This window comes from Priestia sp. D51, assembly GCF_053345675.1.
The window spans coordinates 563088-578711 of sequence record NZ_JBLTIR010000003.1; the positions used below are offsets into that span (position 1 = coordinate 563088).

Below are 15624 nucleotides of genomic sequence, written 5' to 3' on the forward strand. Positions count from 1 at the left end.
GGCTGAATATGATAAAAACTACAGCTGGAAAAGCAGCTATGTCGGTATTAAAAGAATGGAAGATCGATCACATTTTCGGTATGCCGGGAGATTCAATCAATCATTTTATGGACAATCTGCGGAGTGAAAAAGATGAAATTGAGTTTATTCAAGTCCGTCACGAGGAAGTAGGCGCACTTGCCGCATCTTCTTACGCTAAAATCACGGGTAAAATCGGCGTATGTCTGTCGATCGGAGGACCGGGTGCGATTCATTTGTTAAACGGTTTGTATGATGCGAAAGCAGACGGTGCACCAGTGCTAGTGCTAGCGGGACAGGTGCCACGCGCGAAGCTTGGCAATGAATCGTTTCAAGAAGTGAATTTAGAACGTGTTTTTGACGATGTGTCGGTGTTTAATCACCGAGTAGATTCACCTGAATCATTTCCGAATCTTCTGCAGCAAGCGATTCGAACGGCTTACGCTAAAAAAGGTGTAGCGGTTCTAGTTATTCCAGATGATATTCCGTCTTCAACAATTAAAATTGATGAAAAAACGCCAATTGCTAATGTATCAAAAAGCATTTCTCACAGTGACCCGGAAGATGTAGCTAAAGCGCTTCTAGCGATTAAATACGCAAAAAAACCGGTTATTTTAGCAGGAACAGGCGCCAAGCACGCCAAGCTTGAATTAGCGCAGTTTGCGGAAAAAATTGCGGCACCAATTATCTTTACGCTTCCGGGTAAAGGAATACTGCCTGATCATCATCCTTATAACCTAGGGCAGCTCGGTCAAATTGGGACAAAGCCGGCGTATGAAGCGATGGAAGAAACCGACTTATTGATTATGGTGGGAACATCGTTTCCGTACCGTGAGTTTTTACCGGACGGGGTTGAAGCGATTCAACTGGACTCTGACGCCACACAAATTGGCAGACGCTATCCTGTATCGATTGGCTTAGTCGGAGACTCGAAAACGACGCTGTCCCAGCTTGTGCATAATTTAGATTATCAAGAAAACCGTCGTTTCTTAGAAGAGTGTCAAGTTAATATGGAAAACTGGTGGAAGCATGTAGAAAAAGAAGAAAACGAAGTGAGTACGCCAATCAAGCCGCAGCAAGTCATCCCTAAGCTGCAAAAAATCGTTGATGATGATGCGATTGTATCTGTTGATGTCGGGAACGTAACGGTATGGATGGCAAGACATTTCCGCATGACAAATCAAAAATTTGTGATTTCAAGCTGGCTGGCAACGATGGGCTGCGGACTTCCGGCTGCGATTGCAGGAAAGCTTGCTCATCCTGAAAAACAATCGGTAGCCGTATGCGGTGACGGAGGCTTTACGATGGTCATGCAAGACTTTGTGACGGCCGTGAAGTACAAGCTGCCGATTGTTGTTGTCGTCCTTAATAACAGCGAAATCGGGATGATTAAATATGAACAAGCCATTCAAGGTCACTTGGATTATCAAACGCAGCTTGGTGAAATGAACTTTGCGAAGTTCGCTGAATCGTGCGGAGGCATTGGCTATCGTGTTGAAAAATACGAGGAGCTCGAAACAGCATTTGAAAAAGCAGCGCTTGCGAATGTTCCTGTGGTAATTGATGTCGTTGTCGCGGATGAACCGCCGCTTCCAGGCAAAATTTCATTTGGACAAGCGGCAAATTACTCGAAGCATATCATGAAAAAGTTCTTTAAAGAACATGAGCTCGAAATGCCGCCGCTTCGCAAAGGACTAAGCAGAATGCTTTAATCAGTGACTCTCCTTACAGGAGAGTCTTTTTAGGAGGGATATCATGGGAGTGTTTGAAGTCATTTTACTTATTTTTGGTGCGGTCATGATGCTTGTCATTATCGTGCCGGTTATTGTTGCGGTTATCCTTTGGATGAAAGATGAAAAACAAGAAGAGCATTCGGTGCTTAGAAACTATCCGCTGCTAGGAAAAATGCGCTATATTTTTGAGAAAATGGGGCCTGAACTGCGTCAGTATTTATTTTTAAATAATAACGAAGGCAAGCCGTTTTCTCGAAATCAATACGAGCAAACCGTTAAGTCAGGTAAATACTTGAACCGGATGATGGGGTTTGGCTCAGAGCGTGATTTTAACGAACCGGGCTACTATATTCGAAACGCGGTGTTTCCAAAGCAGCGCGATGAAATGAAAGCGGATAATACGACAAAAATTAAAACAAAAGTATATAAAATGGACGCGGATAACTTATTTAGCCGAAGAGAGCACCGAGAAGAAAAAGAAGCGGATCCGTTTTATTTACGAGATGAAGAGGCGGTCGTTATAGGGCCTTCATGCAAAAATCCCTTTGTTGTAAAAGGATTAATCGGTCAATCCGGCATGAGCTTTGGAGCGCTTGGTGACCATGCGATTACCGCTTTATCCCTAGGGTTAGGTCGAGCAGGCGGCACGTGGATGAACACGGGAGAAGGCGGACTGTCACCGTATCATTTAAAAGGAAACGTCGATATCATTTTTCAAATTGGTCCAGGGCTTTTTGGCGTTCGGACAAAAGAAGGCGAGTTTTCATGGGAAGAGTTTAAAAAGAAAAGTGAAATGAAGCAAATCAAAGCGTTTGAAATCAAGCTGGCGCAAGGAGCCAAAACGCGAGGCGGTCACGTAGACGGTTCAAAAGTAACGGAAGAAATTGCTGAAATCCGCAACTTAAAGCCGGGAGAATCGGTAGACAGTCCAAATCGTTTTAAAGAGTTCGCGTCGTATCCTGAAATGTTTCAGTTTATTGAAAAGCTTCGAGATGTGGGCGGCAAGCCAGTAGGCATTAAAATGGTGGTCGGAAACACAAATGATCTTGAAGAAATGGCGGCGTATATGAAAGAAACGGGAAGCGGACCTGATTTTATTACGATAGACGGAGCAGAAGGCGGAACGGGCGCATCGTTTCAAGAATTAGCGGATGGAGCGGGTGTGCCGCTGTTTTCAGGACTTCCTTTTGTGGATGAACTGCTTAAAAAGTATGGCGTTCGTGATGAAGTAAAGCTTTTTGCATCGGGCAAGCTGCTAACGGCTGATAAAATTGCGACTGCTTTATCACTGGGTGCCGACTGCGTAAATATTGCCAGAGGCTTTATGTTTTCCGTTGGCTGTATTCAAGCGCAAGTTTGTCACAATAACCGTTGTCCCGTGGGCGTAGCGACAACAGATCCAAAGCTGCAAAAAGCGCTTATTATTGAAGAAAAATCATATCGGGTGTGCAACTACGTGCTGTCATTACGTGAAGGGTTGTTTAATTTAGCAGCAGCAGCCGGTATTGATTCGCCAACGAAGTTTTCAAAAAAACACGTGGTGTTCAAAAACAGCAGTGGACAGTTAGCTGATATTTCTGTAAAAGAAAAGATGTACGTATAAAAAAGCTGCCGGTTGGCAGCTTTTTTATTGTCTTCTTTGAAGCAAATGCAGGCAAAACTCTAAGTCTTTTTGAAGATGCTCTTGCATTAACGCTTCTGCTTTTTCAGCATTGCGTTCTTTAATCGCTTTATAAATGTCTTCATGTTCGTCAATTAAAAACGGGCGGTTGTAAAATACGACCGTATGACGGAATAAGTAAATGATCGACTGCATGCGGTCGATAATATTAATCATGACGTCATTGTTGCTTGCGTTCACAATGATGGCGTGAAAACGTTCATTTGCGCTCATGATTTCTTCAAACGAGCCGTTTCTTCCGATGTCTACGCATTCCTTTAACTCTTCTAATTCGTTATCAGATAAAAAAGTTGCCGCAGCTTTAGAAGCTGAGCCTTCTAGCAGCATTCGCACTTCAAACAAGTTGCGTAAATCTTTTTCTGTCGGCGACACCACTTTTTTTCGAACAATCAGTCCTTCATATTCTAAGCGTCTAATGGAGTCACGAATCGGCGTTCGGCTGAATCCAAGCTCGCTCGCTAATTTTTCTTCGACGATTTTTGTACCGCCTTCAAGCTCACCGTTTAAAATTTTATCTCGAATCATCTCATAAGAAGGGTGATGAGACGAACGAGATCCTTGATTTCTTAACATACTCTACTTCACCTCTAGCATTCGACACGAGAAAATCTCGTCTCTTTCTCTCTTTATTTTTTATCATTTTGTACGCGTATACCCAAATCATACTATAACTTGTGAAAAGGTGGGACGGAAAGTTTCGCTTTTAGAAATAAATTTCATTTAAAAAAAGGCTAGACAAATAAATAAAATGCGAATATGATGAGTGTATACAAAATTATCAGAAATGTACACAAAAAATATTTTAACGTATACATTATTTTTTTAAAACGTATTTGAAAACGTATACAACAAGGGGAGGAAACGAAAATGACAAAACGCGTTGGATTTATTGGACTTGGAATTATGGGAAAACCGATGACACTCAATTTATTAAAAGCAGGCTTTGAGGTAACGGTTTACGATATTAATAAAGCAGCAGTAGAAGAAGTGAAAGCAGCAGGAGGATTTGGAGCAGAAAGTCTTGCTGAAGTTGCAGTGAACAGCGACGTGATGATCACGATGCTTCCAGCTTCACATCATGTAAAAAGCGTAGTTCTTGGAGAAGAAGGGTTAATTCATAGCGCAAAAGAAGGAAGCGTTATCATCGATATGAGTTCCATTTCACCGGTAGCATCAAAAGAAATTGCGGCTGAACTTGCACAAAAAGGAATTCATATGCTAGACGCTCCGGTCAGCGGAGGAGAGCCAAAAGCAATTGACGGCACGCTTGCGATTATGGTCGGAGGAAACGAACACATCTTTGAAAGCGTTTCATCCATTCTTCATGCGATGGGAGCAGAAGTAACGCTTGTTGGAGACAATGGAAGCGGCGTAACGGCGAAGCTTGCAAACCAAGTGATTGTAAACTTAAACATTGCAGCAATGTCTGAAGCACTTGTATTAGCAGCCAAAGCAGGCATTGACGTTGAAAAAATGTATCAAGCGATTCGCGGCGGATTAGCAGGAAGCGCTGTATTAGATGCAAAAGTACCGCTTATTTTAGACCGCAACTTTGTAGCAGGCGGACGCATTGATATTAACTTAAAAGATATGACAAACGTGATGGAAACGGCTCATGACATTGGCGTACCGCTTCCGCTTTCAAGTCAGCTTGTAGAAATATTCCACGCGTTAAAAGTAGACGGAAAAGCAAGCGATGATCACGGCGGAATTGTGCAGTACTATGAAAAGTTAGCAAACGTTAAAGTGAAAAAGAAGGTGGAAGCATGATTAAACAACAAGAAAAACGTCTTGTAAGCGATGTGTTTAAAAACATTCCAGCGGTCGATGAAGCACTTGTCCAAAAAATGCTCGACGATGAGCTTCTGACGTTCAACCAAAAAATCATTGTGCTTGATGATGATCCAACGGGTGTTCAAACCGTTAATGGCATTTCCGTGTACACAGACTGGAGCAAAGACAGCATCAAGCAAGGATTTTTAGAAGAAAACTCCATGTTTTTTATTCTAACAAATTCACGCGGATTTACCACTTCTGAAACGGAAAAAGCCCACGCGGACATTGCTGCTGTTATTACAGAGGTAGCGGCTGAAGTAGATAAAGAGTTTTTAATTATCAGCAGAGGTGATTCGACTCTTCGCGGTCACTACCCTTTAGAAACAGAAGTATTAAAGAAAACCGTTGAACAGCACTCAAATCAAGTGCTCGACGGCGAAGTGATTTTTCCTTTCTTTAAAGAAGGCGGACGATTCACAGTTGATAACATTCACTACGTGCAAGATGAAGACTACTTAGTGCCGGCAGGAGAAACAGAATTTGCAAAAGACCGTACGTTTGGCTACAGTAAGTCTCATTTAGGCGAATGGGTAGAAGAAAAGTCAGAAGGGAAATTCAAAGCAAGTCATACGACGTATATTTCGCTTAGGAGCATTCGTGCACTTGATTTAGTAACGATTACAAATCAGTTAATGGAAGTGAAAGACTTTAACAAAGTGATTGTGAACGCAGTGGATTATGTAGACGTGAAAGTTGTGACGATTGCGCTTCTTCGCGCGATGAAGCTCGGAAAGCATTTTATGTATCGCAGCGCTGCGGCTCTAACAAAAGTAATGGGCGGCGTGAGCGATAAAGACCTTTTAACAAAAGAAGAGCTCATTAAAGAAAAGTCGTCAAACGGCGGATTAATTATGGTTGGTTCGCATGTTAAAAAAACAACGGAGCAGTTAGAAGAATTAAAGAAATGCAGCTTCATTGAATTTGTTGAATTTGATTGTCATCTTGTCTTAGAACCTGAAAAATTTGAAGAAGAAGTGAATCGTATTATCAATGAAGCAGAGAAGCTTATTTCACAAGGTCAAACGGTAGCTGTGTATACAAGACGCGAGCGCTTAGATCTTGGCGAAGGGAAAAAAGAAGAAGAGCTTAAATTATCGGTGAAAATTTCAGATGCCGTTACAAGTATTGTTCGCCGCTTGAACGTTCGTCCAAACTTTATCGTTGCAAAAGGCGGCATTACGTCAAGCGATATCGGCGTAAACGGCTTATCCGTAAAGCGCGCGACGGTTGCTGGACAAATCAAACCCGGCATTCCGGTATGGGTAACGGGAGAGGAAAGCAAGTTTCCAGGCATTGCGTACATCATTTTCCCTGGAAACGTCGGAGCCAAAACAACGCTTCGTGAAACAGTTGAATTACTAAGTAAATAGAAAGAAGTGAACGTACGATGTGCGTTCACTTTAGAAAATATTTGAAAGCGTATACATTATTTGGATGTACGTACATGAAAAATGGTCACACTAAGGGGATGAACATATGAATTCAGTATTCGGATTAAGTCATGAAGCAAGTCTTTTGCTGTATGCGATTGTATCGATTGTTGGACTTATCTTTTTAATTGCTAAGTTTAAAACAAATCCGTTCGTAGCACTGATTGTTGCGGCTTTGTTTATGGGTCTTATTTCAGGAATGAAGCTGCCTGATATCGTAACGGCTTTCCAAGAAGGAGTAGCGAGCGTCTTAGGATTTATCGCGATTGTTCTTGGTCTTGGAACGATGTTAGGTAAAATGATGGCAGAGTCAGGCGGAGCTGAGCGTATTGCCCGCACGTTAATTAAAGTATTCGGTGAAAAGAACGTACACTGGGCAATGATGGTTGTAGCCGTTATTTGTGGTATTCCAGTCTTTTTCCAAGTAGGGGTTGTGTTATTAATTCCGCTTGTATTTGTAATTGCCAAGCATACGGGTACGTCACTTATTAAAATTGGTTTATCATTAATTGCCGGTTTAGCCGTTGTTCACAGTTTAGTACCTCCACATCCAGCAGCGATGCTAGCGGTGGATATCTTCAAAGCAGATTTAGGTAAAACGATTTTGTATTCATTAGTTGTGGCATTCCCAGCTGCCGCAGTGGCAGGTCCTATTTACGGATCGTTCATTTCACGCCGTGTTCACGTAGAGCCAACGGGTGAAATTATGGAGCAGTTCACAGAGTCAAAGCATAAAGATCTTCCTGGTTTCGGCATTACGTTATTCACGATTTTACTACCGGTACTATTAATGCTTTTAGCAACAATTACTGGGTTTGTTTATCCAGAAACAAGTACGATTCGCTATGTAACAAACTTTATCGGAAGTCCAATCGTTGCGCTTTTAATTTCATTGGTATTTGCTTTTTATTCGTTCGGTTTTGCAAGAGGGTACAACAAAGATGATTTATTAAAATTCACAAATGAATGTCTTGGACCCGTTGCTTCGATCATTTTAATCATCGGTGCAGGCGGCGGTTTTAACAAAATTTTAACAGCAAGCGGTGTAGGTGACGCGATTGCAGGATTTGCTCAAGATGCCCATCTTTCTCCTATCGTACTAGCGTTTGTGATTGCAGGGTTAATTCGTGCAGCAGTTGGTTCAGCAACAGTAGCAATGACAACAGCAGCAGGTATTGTCGCCCCAATTGCAGCAACCATGCCAAACGTAAGCCCAGAGCTGCTAGTACTGGCAACAGGCGCAGGTTCTGTAATGCTATCGCACGTAAACGATTCTGGCTTCTGGTTAATCAAAGAATTCTTCAACATGTCAGTGGCTCAAACGTTAAAAACGTGGACAGTGATGGAAACGATTCTATCATTTGCGGCGTTTGCAATGGTTCTTATTTTAGACATTTTTATTTAAAAGAAAGGCGCTGGCTTCAGCGCTTTTTTCTTTGGATATTAAATATATTCAAAACATTTCAAATAATGAGAAAAAAAGACTAGATTTTTCCCGTTTCGATAGTATAGAATAGTTATAAAGTAGCAAAGGGGGTAGATGTATGACAAATAATGAAAACTATCAAATTGGTTTGACGACAAAAGCATTGATTCCAGTGAACGACCCTATACACTGCACAAAGGTGCTGGATGAAGCAGGAGAATACATGCTAAGAAAGACGTGTAAGCAATTATTAGAAGAAGCGTGCATTCGGGAATTAAGTACGTTTAAGGGATCGATTGCCGCCGTTCGAAAAATGTTTCCGTACAAACAGCTTACGCCGCTTGTTATTAATCGTTCACAAGCCATCATTGCGTTTCCGACATCTTCGCCAAATGACTATGGCTGCGCCTGGATTTTTGCCTCTCATGTTCATACTTCACACACGCTTGCTACAGTTGATCCAACCTCCATGCTAATTCACTTCAAAGATGGAACGTTCATTCCAGTGAAACTTTCTTATTATAGTTTAGAAAAAAAGCTGGCCAGAGCGGCTGTTATTCGTAATTACTGTTTAGAAAGTCCGGTTGTCTTGGCATGATCGTTCGATTTATCGAATAAACTTGTCCTACATATGAACAATCGTTTGGACTACACATATGAATGAAAGGAGGAAGCTTATGATAAGCTTCCTCCTTTTCTTACTCCTGAAGAAGCGAGGCCTTTAGCTTTTTGCGGGCTGCTTTTCCCCAGTTTTTAACGGCTCCCGTGGAGACTCCGTATTTGTAGGCAATATCTTTATACGAGTAGCCTTCTAACAGATGTTCGAGTACATAGATTTTTTCTCTTCCCGTTAAATGTTCGATATGCTGCTTGATGATTTCACTTTCTAGCGGAACGGGAAGAGCGTGATCTTCGTTTAGTGAAAGTAGGTTCTGCTCAGCTGGTGTTTCCCGTTCTTCGTATAAAATGGTGCCTTTTAAATGAGATAGGATCGTACCGCGCACGGTTGTGTAGGCATAAGCGGAAAAAGAGCCTTTGCTTTCGTCAAATTTTTGATACGCTCTCCATAAACCAATTAACGCAATTTGATAATATTCGTCGTAGTCTTTGTAAATATGAAATTTTTTAATCATCGACACAATTAATGGATGAAAAGATGAAGCGATTTGATCAAACGAGCTTTTTTGCATGTAGCATTCCTTTTTCAAAAACGCGCTTTTGCTGTATTCCGCCGGTATCTCTACTGTACAAGGGGAAGATCACATGTGCGAATGAGCGTACATTATGTTTTCTTTTTAAGAAACGTGACGTAATTTCCCCGGAAACTTCACGTTTCGCTAGGAAATATGCGAAGTATACGTGTATTTGTAGAGATTTTACGTACGAAAGGTCCCCCATTCCAAATTCTACTAATCTATACTATTTATATATCGATGTAGCAACTCTACCATCACGGAAGAGCGGTGATGGTAGAGTTGCTAGACCTAAGCGGCAGTCACCCTCCCTTGCGGGTTTGCGCCTGCCGCATATGTGAACCTTTTTGGGCAAATTCAGTGAAGTATTTTTGTGGTTGTCCTTTTGTGTTTTCTATTGAATGTAAGTTGGGTGGGCAGAATATAGTTGGTTTTTAAAAAGTGGGTAAAGGGGAGATTGAATGAAGGCGATGGTTGGGGTAAATGTGGCGGCGGCTGTTTTGTGCGGGGCGGTGATGTATGCGGGGACGCAGCACTGGCAGGAGCAAACGGAAGCGCAGGCAAGTGAAGTAAAAACTGCTGTTGTACATAAAGAAAAACAGTTTTCCGACGTATCTGCTTATACAAAAAATCTTCCAGACTTTATCACAAAGCAAATCCAATCATCTATCGCAAATAAAAAACCTTTGACTCTTGTAATTGCCACATCTGCAAAGAAAGCAGGGTGGCCTCAGCAGTTAAAAAAAGAGCTAGCAGCTACATATGGACGTGATGTATTTACGGTTAAAACCCTTTCATATGGTAACGGGACAACGGATGAGCTTTTATCCTCACATATTGCCGATCAAATTGATCAACTTCAGCCAAACATTATTCTGTTTGAAGCACCTCTTAAAAATGACTATCAGCACCTTACGCTAGATGAGACGCTTGAAAATACAGACAAGCTCATTCATCAGCTCAAAGACTTGAAAAAGACCCTTATGGTTCAGCCTTCACAGCCATATATTTCACAAACCGAGTCCTATGAAGAAGGGGTAGAAGCGATCAGGGGAGTATCTGAAGCAAACTGGGTATATTATATGAATCACTCGCTCATTTGGCCGTTTCATTTAGGAGAGTATATCAATAAAGACAGCGGGAATTTAACGAAAAAAGGAAATGAAGTGTGGGGAGAGTATGTTGTGAATTGGTTTACAGGAAAATAAAAGACAAGCCCTGTTTCAAAAGAAATAGGGCTTGTTTTTTTACAATTTTGCTAGATTGTGGCTTTTTCTCGTTTTATAGTAGTAGCTTTTTGTATCTTTACACTTATAAAGCTTAAATCCAATAAACTCTAAAGGAGTCCAAACCTTCTTGATGTTTACGAGTGGCATGCTCATTCTCCGTTCTGTTCTTAATAAAGGTTTTTCTTATTCATTATAAAGAATATAAGGGAGATAGTAAATACTATAAAGAACAGTTTATTTTTTTAAAATTCTTTATAAAGAACTTTTGAGATTTTTATTTTTTACTTATCAACATTTAGGAGTGATTTTTATCATAGCTCAGGTTATTTCTTTTTGTTACATTAACGTTGTGAAAAACATCACAAAATAAAATGCAAAGGATGATCCAAATTAAAACGTAATTAGAGCACTTATTTTTTTTTGCTTGCTGTTAAAGCAATGGAATCGTATACATATCATAACAGTGTTAGATAACCTGACACATAAGTTGAACGATTCAGAAAATTCATATATCTTAAATATATCTTTAAAGATGCATATAAAATATATCTTTGAAACAAGCAGGTATAGACGCCAGGGGAGGAATGGAAGATGCAAAAAAAGAAACTCGTATTGATTGGAAATGGAATGGCTGGAGTTCGAGCGATTGAAGAAGTATTGAAGGTTTCAAGCGAAGCGTTTGAAATTACGATTTTTGGAAGCGAGCCGCATACGAACTATAATCGTATTTTACTGTCAAAAGTGCTGCAAGGGGATACAAATGTTGAAGACATTACGTTAAACGATTGGAACTGGTATCAAGAAAACAATATTACATTATATACGAACGAAACGGTTACGAGTATCGATTCAGTAAAAAAAGAAGTAGCGACAAACAGCGGCAGAGTAGAATCGTATGATGAGTTGATTTTAGCAACGGGCTCTCTTCCTTTTATTCTTCCGATTCCAGGGTCTGATAAAAAAGGAGTTACGGCTTTTCGAGATATAAAAGACACGGATGAAATGCTGCAGGCATCTCAGCAGTATAAAAAAGCAGCGGTTATTGGAGGCGGACTGCTTGGATTAGAAGCGGCGCGCGGGCTGTTAAATCTAGGGATGGATGTATCTGTGATTCATTTAGCTCCGTATTTAATGGAACGTCAGCTCGATCCAACAGCGGGCAAATTGCTTCAAAACGAATTAGAAAAACAAGGCATGAAGTTTTTGCTTGAAAAGCAAACGGCGGAAATTGTCGGAGATGAGCGAGTTGAAGGATTATCTTTTAAAGACGGGACGTTTTTAGAAGCTGATTTGGTCGTGATGGCAGTCGGAATTAAACCAAATGTCCAGCTTGCAAAAGCAGCGGGACTTAATGTAAACCGAGGAATTATCGTGGATGATTATATGCAAACGGATATTCCAAACATCTACGCGGTTGGAGAATGTGCAGAGCATAGAGGAATGGTATACGGATTAGTGGCACCTTTGTATGAACAAGGAAAAGCATTAGCAAAAGCGGTTTGCGGGGCAGAAAAAGTGCCTTATGAAGGATCGGTTTTATCCACGCAGCTAAAAGTATCAGGTGTTGAAGTGTTTTCGGCAGGAGACTTCACGGAAGATGAAGAGAAAAAAGCAATCAAAGTGTTCGATGAACAAGACGGCATTTATAAAAAGCTTGTTTTGCGAGGCAATCAAATTGTAGGAGCCGTTCTTTTTGGAGACAGCAGCGACGGAAATCGACTGTTTTCAATGATTCAAAAGCAAGAAGATGTATCCGATGTCGCAAAAGTGTCGATTTTACAGCCATCTGGCGGTAACGCGGGTGAAAGCTTAGTAGCAAGCATGAGTGCGGATGATATTATTTGCGGCTGTAACGGCGTAACAAAAGGTACGATTGTGGAAGCTATCCAAAAACAAGGATGCTCATCGGTTGATGAAATCAAAGCTTGTACAAGTGCCTCTCGCTCCTGCGGAGGATGTAAACCGCTTGTAGCGGAAGTGCTTCAGCATACGCTTGGCGCTGACTTTGACGCTACGGCTCAAAAAGAAGCGATTTGCGGCTGTACGACTCTATCACGAGATGAAGTGGTCGAAGAAATCAAAGCAAAAGGTCTTTCGCATACGCGTGAAGTGATGAATGTGCTCGGATGGAATAATGAAGAAGGCTGTTCGAAATGCCGTCCGGCGCTGAATTATTATTTAGGTATGGTAAATCCGACCGGATACGTTGATGAACGCGAATCACGATTTGTGAATGAACGCATGCACGCAAATATTCAAAAAGACGGCACGTATTCTGTTGTTCCTCGCATATACGGAGGCGTCACAAATGCAGAAGATTTACGAAAAATTGCAGATGTTGTTGATAAATATGAAATTCCGCTCGTAAAAGTGACGGGTGGTCAGCGTCTTGATTTGTTTGGTGTTAAAAAAGAAGATTTGCCTAGCGTATGGGAAGAGTTAGATATGCCTTCTGGCTACGCGTACGGTAAGTCGCTGCGGACCGTGAAAACATGCGTCGGCGAACAGTTTTGCCGTTTTGGCACGCAGGATTCAATGGGCGTTGGAATTGCGCTTGAGAAAAAATTTGAAGGACTATGGACGCCTCATAAAGTGAAAATGGCTGTATCTGCTTGTCCGAGAAGCTGCGCTGAGTCAGGTATTAAAGATATTGGCTTTATTGGAATTGACGGCGGCTGGGAAATTTACGTGGGCGGAAATGGAGGTACGCATCTTCGCGGCGGAGATTTGTTATATAAAGTAAAAACAGACGAAGAATTGATGGACATTACAGGAGCTTATTTGCAGTATTACCGAGAAACGGCTAATTACTTAGAGCGTACGTCTGCATGGATTGAGCGCATGGGACTTTCGCACATTCAGTCCGTGCTTGATGACGCTGAGACAAGAAGAGAGCTGAATATGCGTATGGACGAAGCGTTATCTACGTACCGTGATCCTTGGAAAGAAATCGTCGAAAGCAAAAAGACGAAAAAAGAGCTGTTCGAAACAGTTGTCACATCATAATGCTGGGGGGAAATAAAGATGGTGAATAAAAACATTACAAAAGTATGCGTAGGGTCAATTCATGATTTTCCAGTAAGCCTGGGTAAAACAGTGAAAGTAAACGGAAAAGAAATTGCGGTGTTTAAGCTATCAAGCGGAAAAATACGGGCAATTGAAAATCGTTGTCCGCATAAAGGCGGGGTGCTAAGTGAAGGGATCGTGAGCGGCGACTCGGTGTTTTGTCCGATGCACGACTGGAAAATTTGCTTGCATGACGGTAACGTGCAAGAGCCTGACAGTGGCTGTGTAGACACGTACGAAGCATCTGTTGAAGGAGATTTGCTGTATCTTTTAATTGAAGAATAAGTAACGTGGCGCGTTGACTTTCAACGCGCCACAAAAATTCAAGGGGACACACTAAAAGGAGCGAAGCAAAAATGAGAACAGGAAAAGTGTACATTGTAGGAGCCGGACCAGGAGATCCAGATTTGCTAACGATAAAAGCAGCCAAATGTTTAGAAAAAGCAGACGTTATTTTATATGACCGATTAGTGAACCCTGTTCTTCTTCAGTATGCAAAAGAAGGAGCCGAACTTGTCTACTGCGGGAAAAAGCCTGGTGATCACTGCGTTTCTCAAGATGATATTCATGATTTGCTTGTATGCTACGCAAGAAAAGGAAACACCGTCGTCCGGTTAAAAGGCGGAGATCCGTTTATTTTCGGAAGAGGCGGAGAAGAAGCAGAAGTACTCGTTCAAAACGGAATTTCGTTTGAAGTCGTTCCAGGAATTACAGCAGGCATAGCGGCACCGGCCTATGCTGGAATTCCTGTGACGCATCGGGAGCTCAGCCGTTCGTTTGCGATTGTGACGGGACACTGCTTGAGCGGCAAGCCGGAAAGTATTCGCTGGGAGCATTTAGCAAAAGGAGTTGATACGCTTGCGATTTATATGGGCGTTAAAAACTTGCCTTATATTTGCCGTCAGCTTTTAGACGCCGGAAAAAGCGCGGATACGCCGGTCGCTCTTATTGAAGAAGGCACGTCGGTTTATCAACGCACGGTTACAGGCACGCTTGGCACAATCGTAGATACGGCTGCAGAGCAGAAAGTCAGCAATCCCGCGATGATTGTGATTGGTGAAGTGGTGAAGCAAGCTTCTGTTCTTTCGTGGTTTTTGGAAAAAACAGAAGAAAAAGTATGCGTCTAGTATGAATAAAAGGAGGAAACGCTTTTGTTTAAGAATTCACTGCAGTCAATGAATGAGTTAGCCCGCGAAAAAACGAAGCTTGTGAATGATCATTTACCGAGTTATTTGCTGTTAGCTGTGCTAGCGGGTGCTTACGTGGGACTTGGCGTTATATTAGCTCTATCAGTAGGAGCGCCTTTAGCTTCTGCTTCTTTACCGGTCGTTTCTCTTGTGATGGGGTTATCATTTGCTGTTGCTCTCCTGCTTGTCGTATTTGCAGGAGCTGAATTGTTTACGGGGAATCATATGGTTTATACGGTCAGTACGCTATCGAGAGTCACGACATGGAAAGATACGTTCAAAAACTGGACGTGGTGTTTTATCGGAAATGCGATAGGAGCGTTTGGGCTTTGTTTGTTAATTACCGGAACCGGTTTGTTTAAAGGAATTGAACTCAATCATTTACTCATGACGCTGGCAGCTAAAAAAATGAATTTGCCGGTCAGTGAATTGTTTTTTCGCGGCATCCTTTGCAACTGGCTTGTTTGTCTGGCGATTTGGACGGCTTCGCGCACTAAAAGCGATGCAGCAAAGATCATGCTTATTTTTTGGATGCTGTTTGCATTTGTTGCTTCAGGATACGAGCACAGCGTGGCAAATATGACGTTTCTTGGCCTGGCTTTACTGCTTCCGCATCCAGATACGATTTCGGCTGCTGGCCTATTTCATAATTTAATTCCTGTTACGCTCGGAAACATCGTAGGGGGAGGACTGTTTGTAGGAAGCATTTACTGGTTAGTGAATGCTAGGCAGCTAAAAGAAGTTAAAAAACAGCCGGCTGCTCTCTCAGCTGATTTGGATTCTGCTAAACTGTCTAAATAGCAAAAACCGCTCTTTGTACCATAT

13 protein-coding genes are annotated in these 15624 nt (G+C 41.8%); 11 read left to right on the forward strand and 2 right to left on the reverse strand.

The genetic code is table 11. The features are described 5' to 3' along the window. The first annotated feature begins 8 nt into the window (after window positions 1-8). Both ACNHOZ_RS14710 and ACNHOZ_RS14715 read left to right on the forward strand, forming a co-directional pair. Window positions 9-1730, forward strand: a complete 1722-nt coding sequence (locus ACNHOZ_RS14710) for a pyruvate oxidase (protein WP_255899788.1) — start codon at window positions 9-11, stop codon at window positions 1728-1730. A gap of 85 nt (window positions 1731-1815) precedes the next feature. Further along, a complete protein-coding gene (locus ACNHOZ_RS14715; RefSeq protein ID WP_372497471.1) occupies window positions 1816-3354 on the forward strand; it encodes an FMN-binding glutamate synthase family protein in 1539 nt (512 codons plus the stop codon). 24 nt (window positions 3355-3378) lie between these two features. Here the strand turns inward: ACNHOZ_RS14715 and ACNHOZ_RS14720 are convergent, their stop codons facing one another. After that, window positions 3379-4005 carry a GntR family transcriptional regulator gene (locus ACNHOZ_RS14720; protein WP_075422293.1) on the reverse strand — a complete coding sequence of 209 codons (627 nt, stop codon included), beginning with the start codon at window positions 4003-4005 and terminating at the stop codon, window positions 3379-3381. A 294-nt stretch (window positions 4006-4299) separates the two neighbouring features. On the opposite strand from ACNHOZ_RS14720, the gene garR reads away from it, so the two are divergent. The 4 genes from garR to ACNHOZ_RS14740 all read left to right on the forward strand — a co-directional run bounded on the left by garR (window position 4300) and on the right by ACNHOZ_RS14740 (window position 8722). Beyond that, window positions 4300-5202, forward strand: a complete 903-nt coding sequence (garR, locus tag ACNHOZ_RS14725; RefSeq protein WP_168760437.1) for a 2-hydroxy-3-oxopropionate reductase — start codon at window positions 4300-4302, stop codon at window positions 5200-5202. Beyond that, window positions 5199-6638, forward strand: a complete 1440-nt coding sequence (locus tag ACNHOZ_RS14730) for a four-carbon acid sugar kinase family protein (RefSeq protein ID WP_255899799.1) — start codon at window positions 5199-5201, stop codon at window positions 6636-6638. The genes garR and ACNHOZ_RS14730 overlap by 4 nt, the downstream gene beginning before the upstream one ends. Window positions 6639-6744: 106 nt before the next feature. Continuing rightward, a complete protein-coding gene (locus tag ACNHOZ_RS14735) occupies window positions 6745-8103 on the forward strand; it encodes a GntT/GntP/DsdX family permease (RefSeq protein ID WP_013055857.1) in 1359 nt (452 codons plus the stop codon). Between the two features lie 139 nt (window positions 8104-8242). Continuing rightward, on the forward strand, window positions 8243-8722 hold the full coding sequence (locus ACNHOZ_RS14740) for a competence protein ComK (protein ID WP_048020218.1): 480 nt from the start codon (window positions 8243-8245) through the stop codon (window positions 8720-8722). Window positions 8723-8822: 100 nt separating this feature from the next. Here the strand turns inward: ACNHOZ_RS14740 and ACNHOZ_RS14745 are convergent, their stop codons facing one another. Beyond that, window positions 8823-9314 (reverse strand): sigma-70 family RNA polymerase sigma factor, encoded by a 492-nt coding sequence (locus ACNHOZ_RS14745; protein WP_045293088.1) that lies wholly within the window; start codon window positions 9312-9314, stop codon window positions 8823-8825. A gap of 464 nt (window positions 9315-9778) precedes the next feature. Here ACNHOZ_RS14745 and ACNHOZ_RS14750 point away from each other — a divergent pair, with 464 nt between their 5' ends. The 5 genes from ACNHOZ_RS14750 to ACNHOZ_RS14770 all read left to right on the forward strand — a co-directional run bounded on the left by ACNHOZ_RS14750 (window position 9779) and on the right by ACNHOZ_RS14770 (window position 15600). Beyond that, on the forward strand, window positions 9779-10525 hold the full coding sequence (locus tag ACNHOZ_RS14750; RefSeq protein WP_048020219.1) for an SGNH/GDSL hydrolase family protein: 747 nt from the start codon (window positions 9779-9781) through the stop codon (window positions 10523-10525). A 612-nt stretch (window positions 10526-11137) separates the two neighbouring features. Next, window positions 11138-13552 carry a nitrite reductase large subunit NirB gene (gene nirB / locus ACNHOZ_RS14755; RefSeq protein WP_255899806.1) on the forward strand — a complete coding sequence of 805 codons (2415 nt, stop codon included), beginning with the start codon at window positions 11138-11140 and terminating at the stop codon, window positions 13550-13552. A gap of 18 nt (window positions 13553-13570) precedes the next feature. Next, window positions 13571-13897, forward strand: coding sequence for a nitrite reductase small subunit NirD (gene nirD, locus ACNHOZ_RS14760; protein WP_013055862.1), 327 nt, complete (start codon window positions 13571-13573; stop codon window positions 13895-13897). 71 nt (window positions 13898-13968) lie between these two features. Beyond that, window positions 13969-14739: a uroporphyrinogen-III C-methyltransferase gene (gene cobA / locus ACNHOZ_RS14765; protein WP_048020221.1), complete on the forward strand. Its 771-nt coding sequence runs from the start codon at window positions 13969-13971 to the stop codon at window positions 14737-14739. 24 nt (window positions 14740-14763) lie between these two features. After that, window positions 14764-15600 (forward strand): formate/nitrite transporter family protein, encoded by an 837-nt coding sequence (locus ACNHOZ_RS14770; protein WP_447697227.1) that lies wholly within the window; start codon window positions 14764-14766, stop codon window positions 15598-15600. Window positions 15601-15624: the final 24 nt, after the last annotated feature.

What these genes read in the sequence shown, in the direction of transcription:
- ACNHOZ_RS14710 (WP_255899788.1), top strand. Translation starts at nt 9, where the DNA reads ATGATAAAAACTACAGCTGGAAAAGCAGCTATGTCGGTATTAAAAGAA.
- ACNHOZ_RS14715 (WP_372497471.1), top strand. Translation starts at nt 1,816, where the DNA reads ATGATGCTTGTCATTATCGTGCCGGTTATTGTTGCGGTTATCCTTTGG.
- ACNHOZ_RS14720 (WP_075422293.1), bottom strand. Translation starts at nt 4,005, where the DNA reads ATGTTAAGAAATCAAGGATCTCGTTCGTCTCATCACCCTTCTTATGAG.
- garR (WP_168760437.1), top strand. Translation starts at nt 4,300, where the DNA reads ATGACAAAACGCGTTGGATTTATTGGACTTGGAATTATGGGAAAACCG.
- ACNHOZ_RS14730 (WP_255899799.1), top strand. Translation starts at nt 5,199, where the DNA reads ATGATTAAACAACAAGAAAAACGTCTTGTAAGCGATGTGTTTAAAAAC.
- ACNHOZ_RS14735 (WP_013055857.1), top strand. Translation starts at nt 6,745, where the DNA reads ATGAATTCAGTATTCGGATTAAGTCATGAAGCAAGTCTTTTGCTGTAT.
- ACNHOZ_RS14740 (WP_048020218.1), top strand. Translation starts at nt 8,243, where the DNA reads ATGACAAATAATGAAAACTATCAAATTGGTTTGACGACAAAAGCATTG.
- ACNHOZ_RS14745 (WP_045293088.1), bottom strand. Translation starts at nt 9,314, where the DNA reads ATGCAAAAAAGCTCGTTTGATCAAATCGCTTCATCTTTTCATCCATTA.
- ACNHOZ_RS14750 (WP_048020219.1), top strand. Translation starts at nt 9,779, where the DNA reads ATGAAGGCGATGGTTGGGGTAAATGTGGCGGCGGCTGTTTTGTGCGGG.
- nirB (WP_255899806.1), top strand. Translation starts at nt 11,138, where the DNA reads ATGCAAAAAAAGAAACTCGTATTGATTGGAAATGGAATGGCTGGAGTT.
- nirD (WP_013055862.1), top strand. Translation starts at nt 13,571, where the DNA reads ATGGTGAATAAAAACATTACAAAAGTATGCGTAGGGTCAATTCATGAT.
- cobA (WP_048020221.1), top strand. Translation starts at nt 13,969, where the DNA reads ATGAGAACAGGAAAAGTGTACATTGTAGGAGCCGGACCAGGAGATCCA.